Source organism: Photobacterium andalusiense, from assembly GCF_900185625.1.
Classification (GTDB): domain Bacteria; phylum Pseudomonadota; class Gammaproteobacteria; order Enterobacterales; family Vibrionaceae; genus Photobacterium; species Photobacterium aquimaris.
Genome location: NZ_FYAJ01000003.1, coordinates 121480 through 138955 on the forward strand (window position 1 = coordinate 121480; position 17476 = coordinate 138955).

Consider the following 17476-nt stretch of genomic DNA (forward strand, 5'->3'; position numbering starts at 1 on the left):
ACACACTCTAATGTTGTGGTGGTAATGCTCTTGCTGCTTGTAAGACACACATTACAATCTTATTTTTACGGCTATTAATACGCTCTGCTGGTGCCATAACACTGACGGCTCCAACCACTTTATTACCCACAAACACAGGTGCACTGACACCAGAAACACCGACATCAATTTCTGATGTACTAATAGCAAAGCCATCTTGTTTAATTAGATCTAATTCAGAAATCCAACTATCTATTTGTTGCTGTTCGGTAATATTGTAATGTTCTAAAATCGTTAATTGGCGTGCCAATGGTAAATAAGCCAAAATCACTTTCGCCGAAGCACCACGAATCAATGGCTGACTCTGCCCTTTTTCATAACTACAGCGCAATGCGTAGGGGCTATCAATACTATCAACACATAAGGCATTAAATCCCACCGCAACCATATAAGCTGACATCTCGCCAGTTTGCTGTTGTAAACGCTTTAAAATAGGTCTTACACCATCAGGTAATGGCGAGTTTATTTCAAAATTACGCTGAAGTTGTAATGCTGCAGGGCCAGCACTATAAGTATTACGACCATGATTTTCTTCAATTAAATTCCAATCACGAAGTAACGCTAAATAGCGATATACGCTACTTATTGGCATTTCCATTTCGGCACTGAGTTGTTGTGCTTGTAACGGCACATTTGACGCCGCAATGTGAATAAGCACTTGCAACAATTTTTCATTAGCACTAAGTGAATGAGTCACAGGTAGGTTATCTCTAATTTGTGTGATGATTATTTGTAACTAATTCTATCACTAACAACAAGTGCGATTCTTATATAATGAGAAAATATAGGATTTAATCTCTATTTTTTATTACATTGCGAGAAGTAAGCCTATATTTGAAATCTTTCACTCCAAAAATAAAACTAAGAGTTAGTGTTTTCAAGCCCCGTTTATTATTTCAACGTAAACATAAAAAAAATCGACTTTACTTGGTATAAAGACAGATCTAACTAGCCAGAATAAGGGGGTACTGGTAAAATATTTGCATAATTGACCGTCTAAAACAGTAAAAGAGAGTGATTCCTCATGGGAAGAAAGTTCGAAGTACGCAAATTGTCTATGGCAAAAACCCAAGGCGCTAAGATCAAGGTTTACTCTAAATACGGTAAAGAGATCTACGTTTGTGCTAAGAACGGCAGTCCAGATCCAGATAGTAACCTAGCACTTCGCCGTCTTATTGAGAAAGCGAAAAAGGATCAGGTACCAAGCCACGTTATCGACAAAGCAATTGATAAAGCGAAAGGCGGCGGCGGTGAAGATTACGCAACTGCACGTTACGAAGGTTTTGGCCCAGGCAACTGCATGGTTATCGTTGACTGTCTAACAGATAACAACAACCGTACTTTCATGGACGTTCGTCAAGCATTCGTTAAGAACCACGCAAAAATCGGTAGCCCTGGTACTGTTGGCCACATGTTTGAGCACCAAGCAGTATTTGAATTTAAAGGTACTGACGAAGAAGTTGTACTTGAAAATCTAATGATGGAAGACGTTGACGTTACTGACATCACTTGTGAAGATGGCGAAATTACTATTTATGCGCCTCACACTGAATTCTTCAAAGTTAAAAATGCACTTGCAGCAACTATGCCGGATGTTGTGATTGATTCTGAAGAAATTGCTTTCGTTCCACAGACAATGACTGAATTGGCTGGTGACGACATTGCAATGTTTGAAAAATTCCTTGATGCACTAAACGATTGTGATGACGTACAAAACGTTTACCACAATGCTGAAATGGCAGACTAAGTTAGACTGCTATTTTTCACAAAAAGGTCACTTCGGTGGCCTTTTTGTTCATGTATCCTTATCTACCATCTCATCTCGCTTTATCAACTACTTTAGTTACCCTTTAAATCCCCCCCCCCCTTTGCTGATGCCAGCATATTCATAATTACTTAGATATAATATTGACAAAAAACATAACTATTCCACTTGTTGCTGTAATTATTTAAGCCTATAACTAATTGTGATATTAATTTATGTTCAATGAGTATGGCTTATTTAAACGGGAGTTAAAGGATAATATGAATATTTTAATTGTATTAACATCTCATCAGAATTTAGGCGAAACTACGGCTAAAACTGGCCTATGGCTAGATGAATTTACAGTGCCGTATTATGCCTTTAAAGATAACAACTATACTATTACTCTTGCCTCTCCTAATGGCAGACAAGTACCGATTGATCCAAAAAGTGATACACCAGAACTTCAAACTGAATCTGTGGTACGTTTTAAAAATGATCCTGATGCCGTCACACAATTAGCTAATACACTGTTATTGTCGACGATTAATCCTGCTGATTATGATGCCGTATTTTACCCTGGCGGTCATGGACCACTGTGGGATCTATCGCAAGATGCAGCATCAAAAAATATTATTGAATGGTGTTATCAGAACAACAAACCAACAGGCTTAGTTTGCCATGGACCTGCTGCATTAAAAGCGCCACAAAACACAGATGGCAGCTCTCTTATCACAGGTAAAAATGTTACGGGATTTAGCGACAGTGAAGAAGCTGCAGTTGGCTTAACGGATGTTGTGCCTTTTTTACTTGAAGATATGCTAACCAGCCAAGGGGCACACTATAGTAAAGGCGCTGATTGGCAGAGTTATATTGTCGTTGATAAAAATCTCATCACCGGACAAAACCCGGCCTCAGCTCAAGCGGTAGCAGCGGAAATAATTCGCCAATTACAATAGCATTTAAAAAGCCTAGCTATTTGATGAGCTAGGCTTTTAATATTCAGACAACAAACGTTATTATTAATTATTCAGCGGCCAATGATCAAAATAAATATGGCTTGCTTGCCAATCAACTTTTTGGTGATTATCGGCTAATAAATAACGTGCAACTGTAAACGCAAATTCAAAGCTCACTCCTAAACCACGCCCAGTAATAAATTGACCATCAACGACTACTTTCTGTTTTATAAATTCACCATCGTCGAATTTTTCAGCGAGTTTATCACCGGTAGTATACGTGCGGCCTTGTAATAAATGATGCGCAGCAAGTACTTTTGCACCAGATGAGCATAATGCACAAATATATTTATTAGCATCAATATGACGCTTTAAAAAAGCAATAACATTGGCATTGTCTGACAAATTATCAGTACCTTGTGGCCCACCGGGCATCATCACAGCATCATAAGTACAATCAAACTTATTCGTGAGAACATAATCAGCACTAATTTTGGTTTCAAAGTAAGTATTAAGCGTGGTGGTTTCCATACAAGACAACACATCTACTTTAATATCTAAACGGCGCATAATATCAATAAAAACTACCGCCTCGCCTTCCTCAAAACCATCGGCAAGCAATACTGCGACATGCTTTATATTGGTCATCTTTAATCCTTATGCCTTCGCCTGAACAATCATTGCACACACTTCACGTACATTAGCAGCAATCAAATCCCAGTCATGCTGCGTAATAGCACTTGTTGGTGCGATCCAGGTGCCACCACAAGCAATGACTTGAGGAATTGCTAAATAATCACTTAAATTTAGCGGTGTAACGCCACCTGTAGGCATCAATTGAATTTGGCTATAAGGCCCAACCAATGATTTAAGCATATTAATCCCACCTGACGCCTCAGCAGGGAAGAATTTGAGTGCACTCACACCCAATTCTAATGCTTGCTCAACTAAACTGGGATTATTAACCCCAGGGATCATTTTAATATTATTGGCTAAACAATATTTTACTGTGGTTGGATTAAACCCAGGACTGATCACAAAATCAGCCCCTGCTGCAATTGCAGCATCGACTTGTTCAATGGTTAATACTGTCCCAGCACACAATACAATTTGTGGATAAGCAGCGCGAATTAAACGAATAGATTCAGCTGCAGCAGCCGTTCTAAAGGTGATTTCCGCAGCAGGTAAGCCATTTTCAACTAATACTTTAGCAAGTGGTACCGCATCAGCAGCATTTTCAATTTGTATAACAGGCATTACTCGCAATGCACGCAAACGATCAATCCATTCATTTGTCATCATAATTACTACTCATTAAATCCGTTAAATATTGGGTACATTGCAGTGGAATAATTGCCCCACGATGTTGAATCACTTGTGCTGCAAGGTTATTACCCCACTGACAACATTCAGCCATTGGTAAACCTTGTGCCCATGCCGCTATATAAGCCGCATTAAAAGAATCGCCTGCGGCGGTAGTATCGACAACATCATCAATTTTATTACCATCAACAAAGCCATGTTGACCTGCACATGACCACATTGCACCGTTACTACCTAGTTTCACTACCACTTGATCAGCACCTAAACGGTGCAAACGTTCAGCTATAACCGTTGCTGGTGTATTGACATCACCACGCAATAAATCTTCATCATCAGCAGTCACTAATGCAATATCAGCTAGACGATATAATTCTAATAGCCATGTTTTTGCATGCGTAGCGCCATTCCATAATCGCGGCCGATAATTAGAATCAACTGCAATTTTACAACCACCGGCTTTTAAACTAGCAAGAGCTTCAATAAGTTTAATTTTGCCATGCTCAGGTAAAACCGCCAAAGATATCCCTGAGAGGTAGATCAAATCATAGCCTTTTAGTTGTGCCATAATTTGTGAAAACTGCGCATGCTCACACATATAACGTGCTGCAGAATCATTACGCCAATAGTGGAAACTACGCTCCCCTTGCGAATCAATTTCAATCGCATACATACCTGGTAATTTATCGCGTTCACGCATAACAAAACGACAATCAATGCCTTCTTGTTGCCAAGCATCAACCATGGCATGACTATAATTATCGATACCAAGTGCTGTGATATAACAAGGCGAGCTTAGAGGAAGTAATCGAGAAAGATAAATCGCAGTATTAAGCGTATCACCACCAAAGTTTTGCTGTTGAGTTGCAAAAGGTGCGCCGCTTAGTTCAATCATGCACTCACCCATGATAGCTATGTTGTGCTTTATTTCTGCATTCGAATATGTCATTTTTCTTCACCTACTGGCTAGTTATTAGCTGGCAGAAAAAAGGCCATGAGTGCTTAAGATGGGAGTACAATCATGGCCAAAAACATCATCACTCAAAGTTATAAATGTAATACTGAATAAAGCAATCCGCTTTAGGGGGCATCAGTATTACATTGTGTCATCCCTGGCGAGAGGTCATAGTCTGTGGTTAATTACGCTTTTCCTTCGCTACCACATACACGAATTTTATTCTGGATCACTTGTTTCATTGCTGCTTTACCCGGAATAATATAATGACGTGGATCATTCGCTTGTGGGTGCTCAATGAAATATTGTTTTACAGCATCAGCAAACGCAATTTTAAGCTCTGTCGCAACGTTCACTTTGGTAATACCTAATTCGATACAACGACGTACGTCTTCATCAGGTACACCTGAAGCACCATGTAGCACTAACGGTGTATCTGTTTTACTACGAATAATGCCTAGACGATCAAAATCTAACTGTGGCTGCTCTTTATACATGCCATGCGCAGTACCGATTGCGATTGCTAACGAATCAATGCCTGTCGCATTAATAAATTCGATCGCCGCATCTGGGTCGGTATAAAGTGCGTCTTTATCTTCCACAATAAGATCGTCTTCTTGACCGCCTAAACGGCCTAATTCAGCTTCAACTGAACAATCCCACCCATGACAAAATTGCACCACTTTACGAGTAATATCGATATTGCCTTCAAAGCTATGATGAGAACCATCAATCATTGCTGATTTAATACCGGCTTCTACTTTGGTACGAATATCACTGAATGACTCGTGATGATCCATATGAAGTGCAATTGGTGTTTGATAAATATGGGCAGCTTTAAGGCATATACCCACCAAGTAATCAGTACCCGCGTAAGAATAAGTACCTGGCGTGCCAGCAAGAATAACTGGAGAACGCATCTCTGCAGCCGTTTCAAGTACTACCTGAATTGTCTCAAGATTGTGAATATTAAAAGCAGGAACGGCATAACCACCTAGCTGCGCTTTCAACAGCATTTCACGCGAAGAAACCAAAAACATAAAAAACCTCAAACCTTCCGTTAACTTTCGATTTAGATGATATTCGAAAACAAAAACAAATAAAAAGATCTGAATCACATAATCACTTTCAAATCGAAAATAAATAACAAAATGAAATCAAAAGAAATGCGACATCTTTGATGAATAACAGGTAATACCTTTACGCAATAAGTTATTTTTCGGTCTTTCTGCTCGCCCAAGGATCTTCTCTAACCAGTAATGACGCGAGGATTGAGGCTCTAATCGCCGCGATGATGGGCTCTGTTCACTGAGATAGTCATTTTTAAAGACCACCACCACCTCTTTCGTTTCGAAAACGCCCATCAGTTGCGCATTAATAGCTGGCAATGAAAAATTAAAATCACCTTGCTCGACAGGTAACGGTTGTTGTTCTGCCTGCCACAAACCACAGCGTTCACCACAAAATAAAGCTATATTCAGCGCACGTAGTGACCAAAAACTACTTGCAGGTCCACTATAGTTATCAACCAATCGAGTATCATCACCAAACAGCCCTTGGGTTGGCGTGCCATGTTGCATCGCACCATTACTGATAAAATATTCTAAACTGGTCGCAAATGCGCGTTGAGCTTCACCTGCAGAAATCACCTCACTGTGTTGATCAACTGCCATAATCAAAGGCGCTGCAGCGGCAAGTCGATAGCAAGCACTACGACCAAAGAAAGGTAGGCCTTCAGCAGTAAAGAAATAGCGATATTGGCTGACAAAATCCGCTAAGGTTTGACGAATAAAATCGCTATCAAAATTTGAATCTATTTGATCGAGCCAATAGAGTGAATAATGAAATCCCCATGCGTTGTAGTAATCATAATTACCTTTCGCACCATCGCGGAACCAACCGTCACCTACATGAAACTCTTTAATTCGTTGGTACTTATCATAAGCAACACTATCTTCGCCGGTGAGTGCTTTAATAACCAATTGCACCGTTAACGGAAATAAATGCCAATTATTATCCACCGTTTGACAGTGGTTAACTTGTTTAAACCAAGTAATGATTTGCGCTTGTTCTGCAGCCGTCATGTGTTGCCAAACATGTTCACGGCTGAGCCATAATGCCAATGCTAAATCGGCACTTTCACAAATACGCTGATCATAGTCGTGTAATTGCCCCCAATAGCCAGCATGTTGTGGATTTGTTCCCGCTAAAAAAGCCTGACGTAACATTGCCACAATATCTAACGGCTTATCATTTAACCCCACTAATGGTTGTGGACCATGGTGACTTAACCATGCCGCTAACGTCGGTAATACTCTGCTGGTGCCTTCCATCGCATCTGTACGGGCATTTTGTTGACTTGGACGTCCAGGATAATAAGCATGGCTATAATCCCACACCGAATAATGTTCAAACGCTTCAGCAACATAACGCACTAAGTATTGGCACTTGTTCTCAATGCCTACATTAGATTTAGCAAAATAATCTGCTATTGCCGCATCATTAATCGAGTAAGTTGCCGCTTTCATTTTTAAACGCACTAGTCGCTGTTTAAATAATTGCATATACATCGCAGCAGTTGGATGTTCATACGCAATCATTGGCCGCTCAGTTGCTAAAATATGTTTCGCTTTATAAGGTGGTGGCAGTACCGTGTTGAGAGACATGAGCTCGATATTCTCTTTAATATCAGGTGCTGCAGCTGTGGCTTGTACATCATTCATTATTGTTATCCTCCATGAACAATAACGCACCACAATCATATTGATATAACTTCAACATAATGGCAGTGCGAATATTTTAGCAGTTATTAACTTTTTGCTGATTCTGTTAGCACTTGGTAACGATCTTGTCCCCATGCCACAGGTTTTGGTTTATCTTTGATCCACTCATAGAAAGCTTGTTTCATTTGCTTCACTTTTTGTGGGTATTGCTGAGCCAGATCTTTTGATTCACTTGGATCAAGCTTGTCATTAAATAATTTCACGCTATTGGTGCCATCATCATAGAAATACAATGCCCAGTCTTGATCTCGAATTGCCCATGAGCCTTTAGATAATTTTTCTACATTTGGGTTTTTAGGAATGTCATTAGATTCATAGGTGATCCATTTCCAGTAGCCATGCCAGAACGCATCGTTTTCTTCGCTATAATGCTTCGCACCAGGGCCTGCCCAATAAATATATTGATGCGGCGATTGCTTCGTTTTACCTTCAAGCACAGGCAAAATATTTTTACCATCAAGCTGCATTTCAGCAGGGATCTTAATGCCCGCAGCAGTCAATGCTGTAGGAAGAATATCTAATGCTGAGATCAGAGTATCGTTAGTACCACCAGCTGGAATATGTTTCGGCCAATATGCCACAAATGGTACCCGTACACCGCCATTGTACATCTGACCTTTATAGCCACGATCCATACCATTCATTGGCATTGGTGATTCATGTACTGCGCCATTATCAGATAAGAAAAATATCAGTGTATTGTCTAATTCACCTTTTTTCTTAAGCAGTTCAACTATTTGTCCAAGACCTTCATCGGCAGCATTGATCGCAGCAAAATATTTATCGGCTTCAACATTACCGGTATTAAAACGCTCCATATATTTCGCAGGTGACGCTTCTTCCAATGGAATATGCGGCACACTAAAAGCGAGGTTAATAAAGAACGGTTTGTCACCACTTTGCTCGATAAACTGCAGCGCTTGATTAGTTAAGTTATGAGTTAAATAACCTGGCGCTGGAATATTTTTACCATTTTGATAAATAGCAGGTGAATTCCATAACGCAGCTCCAGATGCGTAGAAACTGTAAGAGTAATCAAAGCCACGGCTTTCTGGCGCATATTCTTTTGGGGTTACCGGTATTTGGTTATCATGGTAATCACGGGTTTTGTTATTATCTGCAACGGCATTTTTACTGCTAATTTTAGCATTGTGCCATTTACCGATATTAGCGGTGTTATAACCATTTTCTTGAAATAATGCCGGTAATAATTTGATATCTAGCGGCACACCTTGCAGCGCATCATCATTACTGTAAGTACCAAAACTCGTTGGGTAACGACCCGTAAAAATACCTGCACGTGAAGGACCACAAACCGGATGAGCTACAAAAGCATTGGTCATTTTCACGCCTTGCTGAGCGAGACTTGCAACGGTTGGCATCGCCCGCTTAGCTGCATCGACCATTTTATCAAAATCGCCTTGATAGCGAACGGGGACTGGGCGTTCAGCTAAGGTTTTTTTATTCAAACTGTCTAATGCAAAATCTAACTGACCTGTCCCCAGATCGTCCATAACCACTAATAACACATTGGGCTGTTTCTCAATGGCTGTTGTTGGAGCAGCGTTTGCTACAGCAGTAGAGGCCATGCAAGCAGCAGCCACAAAACTTGCAATTATTGTCTTCTTCGTCGAGGACAGCTTCATTGTATACTCCTTGTAATATACTGCTGTAACACACAGCAATACGTCTTAAAATTCAATTTAATGATCAATATTATGCTGAGCGTAATTGGGCCAAATAAGGCAATGCATCTGCTGCAGTTCCACCTTGTTGAATCGCCTGACTCATCATATGCATTGCAGGTGCGGTATGGCGGAAAATCTGTTGGTATGAGCTACACAAATAATTTTGTTTATGCTTTTCGCCTGCCACAGTCACTAAACGGTGTTTCGGACAACCGCCATAACACAAACCATGGACCTCACATTGCTGGCATTGTTGGGTCAATTTTTGCGATTTCGCATTTCCAAACCGTTGTTGCTGTTTACTGGTGGCTAACTTAACCAGATCGGTACTAGCAATATTGCCAAGTTTATTAGCGGGATAAACATAGTGATCACACGAATAAATATCACCATTAGCTTCAATCACCATCGCTTGACCACACTGTTTTGACTGCACACACACCGAAGCGGGATAACCAAGCCATGTCGCTAAAATACTGTCAAACATGCGTACAAACACTGTACCAACATCGTGCTGTAACCACTCATCAAACACCTCACTCATAAACTGACCATAACCATCAGCAGGCACAGAAAAATGAGTTAATGGTGCGTCTTTTTGCGGTGAATAATGACCACTACTATTGGCTTGATATTGAGGTTGAACTTCAACAATAGGAATAAACTGTAAGTGGCGGGCGCCTAATGACGTTAAAAAGCGGTAGGTTTCACGGCCTTTGTTCCAATTTTGATCATTAATAACCGTTAGAATATTAAATTCAACCTGATATTTTAAAAGTAATTCAATCGCTTTTTTAACCCGTTCAAAAGTCGGTTTACCATTAACAGATATACGATATTTATCGTGAACATCTGGCGTACCATCAACTGAGACACCGATTAAAAACTTATGCTCTGCAAAAAATTGCGCCCACTGACGATTGATAGCAATCGCATTAGTTTGGAAACTATTGGTTATGTTTTTCCCTGCGCCATATTGGGCTTGGTATTTAACCACGCTACGATAAAAATCTAATCCCGCAAGCGTCGGCTCTCCACCCTGCCATGAAAAGTCGATATCGTTACTATTTTGACTGGCAATATAATGACGAACATAACGCTTTAGGGTCGCATCTGACATTTGATCACTACTCGCCACAGTAGTACTTAAAGTCGCGGTATTTGCAGTCGAGTTACAACGGTTAGCACTGGTATTACCAACAACGGTTTCTTTTTCTAAATAGAAACAATAATCACATTTTAAATTACAACGATAACTGGTTGGCTTAGCCATCATATGAAAACGAGCTTGTTGAGACAGAGATGAGGACTGCGCCATAGTTAACCTTTTTAAATACTTTCGAAATACTGATAAGGCATCATACGAAAGAAAACGAAAGATTAAAGCGGCTAAGATCACAAACAAAATAAAATGAAAGCTAACGTAAGTTTTTTTTATTCAAAAAATACCAAATGAAAAAAGCCGTCACCAATAGAAATCGTATTATCTATTTAGTGACGGCTATATCAGTGACTCAATAATTAATCCGCAGCGACTCTTTTTAGCGTAAAGGCATAACTTTGGCCAACTAACCCATTGACATTAATCATCAGATTTCCCTGACCATCAAGCTGCAACCGTTGCTCAATATCAGTTTCAATCTCAACTGGCTTATGCAGCCTGATATGTAACATTGTCTGTGTTTGTAACGGATCACTCACCGCAAACTTTAACTCACGATCATCTTTTTCAACCATCAGCGCCATTTTTGAAAATGCACTAAGCTGGTTAGTGACTTTGACACCTTGATCTGTCCATATATTAGCAGCAGTTATAGCTTGATCTTTATGGGTGACAATATGGGCTAAATTATCGTTACGGCGTACTTTAATCGGCATCTCATCAATAAAATCTTGTACATCTTCTTTATCCGCATTAGGCATTAATACATAGGCATAGTGATCATTTTCAGCCGTTTGTGCGATAGTTGCAGTAACAAAATTGGCGCTAACTTGTCCACTATGTACACCAATATCACTCCAATCTCCCGTTTGTATCTGCTGCTCAACGGTGGCGGTTGTTGGTTTTAGAAATACATAGCTAATATCACTGTCATCAAGCTTGCTATTAGTCAGAGTTAATGTGCGTAACTTCATAGTATGGCTTAATTGTGGTTGCCAGCGTTTACCATTAACAAACAGCTTATTGTTACCGACATCAGCTAATTTTCGGTTCATCACAGTGGTGGTTATATCTGCGTGCGTCGTCGAATTGATATTTGAACCAAGCATCACAATTTCATCTTCAAACATAAACCATGATTTGTTAGCCGTTAAGGTATTATTCCAATTACTAAACATCATTCCCGCAGCACCAATATCATCAAAACGTAGCGAGCCAACCCAATCCATTTGTGTTTGACGCCCCCCTTTAATTTGATTGCGCTGACCATCACAATCAGCCATTACTTGGTTATCAACCGTTGTTCCTTCAAGGCGGTAACGGTTTACTGCTGGCCAATAATTGTGATAATGATCAAGTTGACCATTATAGAGGTAACCCATGCCATCACCGGTGAACCACCCTTGTTTATTTTCATTATTCATACACTCAAAATTACCTAAGCGACTAGAGTGCATGGCTAAACTGAAGCTCCAGTCATCACCACGATAAACCGCCCGATCCATCGCTGGGTAATTAAAGAATCCTTGCAGTTGTTCACCATTTACCTCAGGATCTGCAACTAAGACTTTAGCCTTTTGATAATTGCCGACATGCTTAATCGAGGTGAAAAAGTCGAAAGATGTGTCTTGAGTAATTTGAGTTTTAATAAGATTTTGCAACTGTGCTTTAACCTGAGGCTCAGCACCATCAATATAATGCAATAGTGATGCTATGACTAAATGGCCCACATGATGGCCTTGTTCTTTTGGTCGAGATATTGCACGTCCATTGACAAATTCCATCATGCTACCGCGCTCTAATAATGGCGCGTAACTTTTAAAAATAATCGGATAAATATTTTTAAGTACAGGATCGGTTGCTTGCCAAGGCGATCCAGCAACTAAATCTAATTGTGCGCCGAGACCACTGAGTAATACATTGCCGTAAGTGCCGTTATAGGCAATATCATAATGCTGTAAAAAACTACCATCACTATAAAAGCCATCACTGGTTGTCACTTCTGCTAAAACAGGCGATAAAGCGCCGATAGCAGCTTCTATTTCAGCGCTATTGTTATCCAGAATACCACGCAGAATAACCACTTGAGTATTATCTGTGCGATTACCTCCCGTCGATAAACGGTAATGAGGATTACTTGACACATCAGCACCAGGCCCTGCACCTAAATGGGTGGCTTCTGGCGTGAAATAACGAGTTGCTTGCGTGTGAGCGGTAATTAATTGCGGCGGTAATTGGTCATATAACAACACTAAAATATTATGAATATCTTTTGGTGTACCCAGTTCCCAATGCCACCAGTTGCCCCATTCTTTCGCGCCAACTTTATAATAATGTTGATTTAGAAATGCCATGCCATCAATAATGGCACTCAGTAATTCAGCATTATTCTGTAACTGCCCATCACGCAAATGGTAAGCTTTTGCCATGTCAAATAAGCGTTGATAAGAAGTACGTATATTTGCCCCTAATACTTTTTTACCGGCATCCGTTTGCGCATCTAATACCACATCACTCCACAAACTGGTGCGAGTAGGATCAGTTAACATCGATGACCAATATCTATCTGCGGCATTATTGGTTGTAATAACGGTTTGTTTTAAGGTTTCATCAAAGGGAATAGTAACATCACCAAGAAAGCTCGCCGCCCAACGTTGGCGTAATGCTTGATACTCCACTAAAGGCTGCGATTGATGATAATTAACTATCGAGGTAGCGTTAGGTTGAGCAAATACAGAGGTAGGTACGATCAATGTTGATAACGCTACGGCAATAGATACCGCTAAATTAGCATGTTTCATTATTCCTTTATCCTTCCGTTATTAATTTTCGTTTAATTACGTTAAAGGATAAAATGAAAGCGGAAAAGCACTGCCGTCACTATTTTTCGATTAAAAAATGGTCATTATTTTACTTTTAGCCACAACATCACAACTGAAAGTTGAATATTTGTAAAAGTGAAAACAATGACCATTGTTGAACTAGTTACATACAGCAACCATACATAACGTTAAAACGTACCGCCTGTATGCCAAAAAATGCCTACTACCATTGCCATATCCATTAAAAATCCAAGACTGTTACCAACCCAAATAGGTGGATTTTTATGAACGAAACCATATACAGCCCATAATGCAGCTAACAGCGCATAGAGCACCCATGTGGTTAACGATAATCCTAAAGCATGTTCACTATGAGAAAAAAATAATTTATATAACTGTGGCAATGTTGCTAATGGACCTACGACCCCCATCAGTAACATAAAAGGTTCAAATGCTGCAGCTAAATGCTTAAAACGAGTTATCATCCATAATCCTCATGTCGGTCGATGTTGTGATTAATACAACTCAAAACATATTGAAAAACACCATTTACTACCATTTGATAACAAATCGTGATCAATATTCACAATATACACTTTTTTCATTCAACTGCCATTGACTTAATGTGTAATCTCACTATTCTGGATTTAGAACAAATGACAATGTATACCAACAAGATAGCTCACTATGGAAGGTGTTATATGGATTTACTGCGTGGCTTATATTCATTACTAGAGTCAATGTTTGAATAATGAAAAAAGTACTCCACCATCATTGAGTCGTAAGTAATATTGAATATTATTGCTTACGGCTTCACTTATCTTATTCGCTGATCCTCAAACAAAAATTCCCCTATTTTTTCATATGTCTGCTGACAATGCTGCGGCACGATATTCTCTAGATTTAAAAACGCATGCACCATATCAGGAACATGGTAGTGCTGGGCACGAATACCTTGCTGACGTAATTTGAGATAATAATAAACCCCTTCATCCCGTAGTGGACAAAACTCAGTCGTGATCACTAATGTTTCAGGGAATGTCGCACGTATTGGCAGCCATAATGGTGAGGCTTTATATTGATCGTGCTGGTATTGAAAATATTGCTCAAAATACCATCGAATTTTATTTGTCTGTAGAAAATAATTATGGCTATTAATCACCGTCGAAGGCAACGATAAGGTGTAATCAAGACTGGGATAAATAAGCACTTGTTTACTAATTTTCACCGTATCATCATCTTGTGTTAATGCACACATTGTCGCTGCGAGTGCACCACCAGCAGAATCACCGCCAATCGTAATCCGTGATATATAACCAATACCAATCCGATCCAATGTTGATAGTAAATGCTGCAAACATAAATAAGCATCATCGACTGCGGCAGGATAAGGATATTCAGGCGCTAAGCGATAATCAACCGCAACAATAATATACTGACTGGCTAACGCTAATTTACGGCAGATAGGATCATAAACATCGAGACTCCCCGCAACATGCCCACCACCATGTAAATACACCAAAATAGGCAATGGTTGTTGAGGTTGCGGGTGATAGACCCTGATTGGCACATGCTCAATAGCATCATCAATAATCATTGCTATAGGAGGGATATCAGTAACCAATGACTGGGTAATAGTGGCTAATCCTTGCCGCGCACGTGTTGCACTCAATGGAACGCCTGCTGCCTTTAATGCTGCCAATTGCAGATTAAATCCATCGAGCCACACTGCTAATGAGTCATCTATTTTACGTTTCAATTGCCTGATCTCCTTTCACAACGTTATTTATTGAGTCATGACATTAAGAACATCAGTGTCATCAGTAATATACCGATATCTAAATTATAATCTATTGATGTTAGTTGATACTATTTAAGCAAAAAAAAGATGATAAGCGGGGAAACTTATCATCTTAGTAAAACATTATGTTATTCAATATTGGGTTATACGACAGATTAATGGCTATGCGTGATAATCTTTACACTACTACGAATAACTAAGGTTGGCTCAAGTTGAATTGTTTGGGCATCACAGGTTGGGTTATCTAACCGTTTAAGTAAGGTTTCTACTGCAGCCTGTCCTAAGCGATACTTTGGCTGATGAATGGTAGTCAATGCCGGTGACATAAATTTTGCAATATGAATATCGTCATAACCAATCAGGGATAAATCATTGGGAATATCAATACCACATTCATTTGCCGCATTGATAACCCCCATTGCCATCATGTCATTGGCCACAAAAATAGCACTCGGTAAACGCCCCTGCTGATACATTTCCATAAAGGCAGTATAGCCACCTTCACATTCAAAATCAGATTCAACTATCCAGCTTGAATAAAAGCTTAATTTCGCTTCATTCATCGCCCGTTTATAGCCTTCATAACGCATTTGCGCTTGGTAACGAATCAAAGGCCCAGTAATACAACCAATATCAGTATGGCCAGCAGCGATTAAATATTGGGTTGCCATATAGCCACCCCGCAGCGAATTATCTTGAATCTTATCGCTAGTAAATAGCATTGATCCCCAATCCATCACCACAACGGGAATATCGGGGTAGTGCTCAAACACATCGATCTGCTCACCTTCTAATGACGAACACATCAAAATTAAGCCATCAACACGCTTTTGCAATAGGGTATTAATTGATTCTCGCATCCGTTGGTGATCACCTTCGGTATTACACAAAATAAGGCTATACCCCTGTTGATAACAGCTACGCTCAACACCTTTTACTACTTCACCAAAAAAAGGATTGGTTGATGTTGTCACTAACATGCCCAAGGTTTTGGTGCGATTAACTTTAAAACTACGCGCCAATACAGATGGTCCGCTGTAATGAAGCTCTTTAGCTGCATTATTGACGCGCGCTGATATTTCATCACTGACAAAGCGAGTGTTGTTAATAACATGGCTGACAGTGGATGTAGAAACCCCAGCTAATTTTGCGATATCTTTCATCGTTGCCATGTTATTTTTCCTTTGTTAAGTGCTTGCTTACACTATGATTGCTGAGCCAGAAAATCATCAACCTCATCACGAGTTGGAATCGAAGTTTGCGCACCAAAGCGAGTAACCGAAATAGCAGCGGCAGCATGAGCAAATTTAATTGCTGATTCTAAAGGTAAACCTTCTAACAAACCAGTCACGAATGCGCCATTAAAGGTATCACCTGCGGCAGTTGTATCGGTCGCTTCAACACGAAATCCTGCAATAATATCACCATTACCATTCTGACTTACCCATACACCTTTGGCGCCAAGGGTGATCATCACGGTTTTAATGCCTTTTGCATGCAAAACATTAGCCGCGCATTGAGCACTATCAGCATCTGTCACTGTGATCCCTGTTAACACTTCAGCTTCGGTTTCATTGGGCGTGATAATATTCACACACGCTAATAGTTCATCAGATAAAGCGCGCGCTGGTGCTGGGTTTAGAATTACTACCGTATTGGCAGCCTTTGCTACTTGGGCAGCTTTTTCAATTCCACATAGCGGGGTTTCTAATTGCATCAATAAATAATCAGCTTGACGAATACGCTCTAAATCAGGCGCAATTGCCGTTGCGGTTAGCTTAGCGTTCGCTTCTGCAGACAGGCAAATACTATTTTCACCACTGTCTGATACTTGAATCATTGCAATACCAGTTGGACAGTTTGGTTGCATTTTCACAGCTGTGATATCAATACCGTCGATTTTAAAATTTTCACGAATATTGATGCCAAACGCATCATCTCCTACACAAGCAATAAAGCCAATGTCAGCATGTAAACGTGCCGCAGCCACCGCTTGGTTAGCGCCTTTTCCGCCAGGAATAACTTGGTAATTACGACCATGAAGTGTCTCACCAGGACGTGGAAAAGAAGGGACTTGCAGAACATGGTCAGCGTTAACACTACCTAATACCACTAACTTATTCATAGAATTTTCCTTGGCTCTTCGTGAGCTTTTCTAATACAAGATAACAAAAATAGATGCTTGTGATTTTTTATAATCAGC

General features: G+C 40.0%; 15 protein-coding genes. 2 read left to right on the plus strand and 13 right to left on the minus strand.

Translation table 11 applies throughout. From position 1 onward, the window contains the following. Positions 1-7: 7 nt before the first annotated feature. On the minus strand, positions 8-736 hold the full coding sequence (locus PAND9192_RS09705) for an IclR family transcriptional regulator (protein WP_200817810.1): 729 nt from the start codon (positions 734-736) through the stop codon (positions 8-10). A gap of 327 nt (positions 737-1063) precedes the next feature. Between PAND9192_RS09705 and PAND9192_RS09710 the strand changes: the two genes are divergently transcribed. Together PAND9192_RS09710 and PAND9192_RS09715 are read left to right on the plus strand one after the other, a co-directional pair. Then, positions 1064-1786, plus strand: coding sequence for a YebC/PmpR family DNA-binding transcriptional regulator (locus PAND9192_RS09710; RefSeq protein WP_087853640.1), 723 nt, complete (start codon positions 1064-1066; stop codon positions 1784-1786). 278 nt (positions 1787-2064) lie between these two features. After that, positions 2065-2742: a type 1 glutamine amidotransferase domain-containing protein gene (locus PAND9192_RS09715; RefSeq protein WP_087853641.1), complete on the plus strand. Its 678-nt coding sequence runs from the start codon at positions 2065-2067 to the stop codon at positions 2740-2742. A gap of 63 nt (positions 2743-2805) precedes the next feature. Here the strand turns inward: PAND9192_RS09715 and PAND9192_RS09720 are convergent, their stop codons facing one another. The 12 genes from PAND9192_RS09720 to rbsK form a co-directional block, all read right to left on the minus strand. Continuing rightward, positions 2806-3390, minus strand: a complete 585-nt coding sequence (locus PAND9192_RS09720) for a DJ-1/PfpI family protein (RefSeq protein ID WP_087853642.1) — start codon at positions 3388-3390, stop codon at positions 2806-2808. A 9-nt stretch (positions 3391-3399) separates the two neighbouring features. Beyond that, positions 3400-4044 carry a bifunctional 4-hydroxy-2-oxoglutarate aldolase/2-dehydro-3-deoxy-phosphogluconate aldolase gene (locus PAND9192_RS09725; RefSeq protein WP_087853643.1) on the minus strand — a complete coding sequence of 215 codons (645 nt, stop codon included), beginning with the start codon at positions 4042-4044 and terminating at the stop codon, positions 3400-3402. Next, entirely contained in the window at positions 4031-5011 is a 981-nt protein-coding gene (locus PAND9192_RS09730) for a sugar kinase (protein ID WP_087853644.1), read from the minus strand. Before PAND9192_RS09730 ends, PAND9192_RS09725 begins: the two co-directional genes overlap by 14 nt. 191 nt (positions 5012-5202) lie before the next feature. Then, complete coding sequence (locus PAND9192_RS09735; protein ID WP_087853645.1) at positions 5203-6057, minus strand: tagatose bisphosphate family class II aldolase; 855 nt, start codon at positions 6055-6057, stop codon at positions 5203-5205. 117 nt (positions 6058-6174) lie between these two features. Further along, positions 6175-7683, minus strand: coding sequence for a DUF2264 domain-containing protein (locus PAND9192_RS09740; RefSeq protein ID WP_087853844.1), 1509 nt, complete (start codon positions 7681-7683; stop codon positions 6175-6177). A gap of 143 nt (positions 7684-7826) precedes the next feature. Continuing rightward, positions 7827-9446 (minus strand): sulfatase family protein, encoded by a 1620-nt coding sequence (locus tag PAND9192_RS09745; RefSeq protein WP_087853646.1) that lies wholly within the window; start codon positions 9444-9446, stop codon positions 7827-7829. 70 nt (positions 9447-9516) lie between these two features. Further along, positions 9517-10806: an anaerobic sulfatase maturase gene (locus tag PAND9192_RS09750; RefSeq protein WP_159458231.1), complete on the minus strand. Its 1290-nt coding sequence runs from the start codon at positions 10804-10806 to the stop codon at positions 9517-9519. 203 nt (positions 10807-11009) lie between these two features. Then, the gene (locus PAND9192_RS09755) at positions 11010-13451 is read right to left on the minus strand and encodes a polysaccharide lyase 8 family protein (protein WP_087853647.1); all 2442 of its coding nucleotides are present in this window, start codon (positions 13449-13451) and stop codon (positions 11010-11012) included. 209 nt (positions 13452-13660) lie between these two features. Beyond that, positions 13661-13957 carry a SemiSWEET transporter gene (locus PAND9192_RS09760; protein ID WP_087853648.1) on the minus strand — a complete coding sequence of 99 codons (297 nt, stop codon included), beginning with the start codon at positions 13955-13957 and terminating at the stop codon, positions 13661-13663. Positions 13958-14289: 332 nt separating this feature from the next. Then, a complete protein-coding gene (locus PAND9192_RS09765; protein WP_087853649.1) occupies positions 14290-15231 on the minus strand; it encodes an alpha/beta hydrolase in 942 nt (313 codons plus the stop codon). 197 nt (positions 15232-15428) lie between these two features. Further along, positions 15429-16445, minus strand: coding sequence for a substrate-binding domain-containing protein (locus tag PAND9192_RS09770; RefSeq protein WP_087853650.1), 1017 nt, complete (start codon positions 16443-16445; stop codon positions 15429-15431). Between the two features lie 32 nt (positions 16446-16477). Next, positions 16478-17398 (minus strand): ribokinase, encoded by a 921-nt coding sequence (gene rbsK / locus PAND9192_RS09775; RefSeq protein WP_087853651.1) that lies wholly within the window; start codon positions 17396-17398, stop codon positions 16478-16480. Positions 17399-17476: the final 78 nt, after the last annotated feature.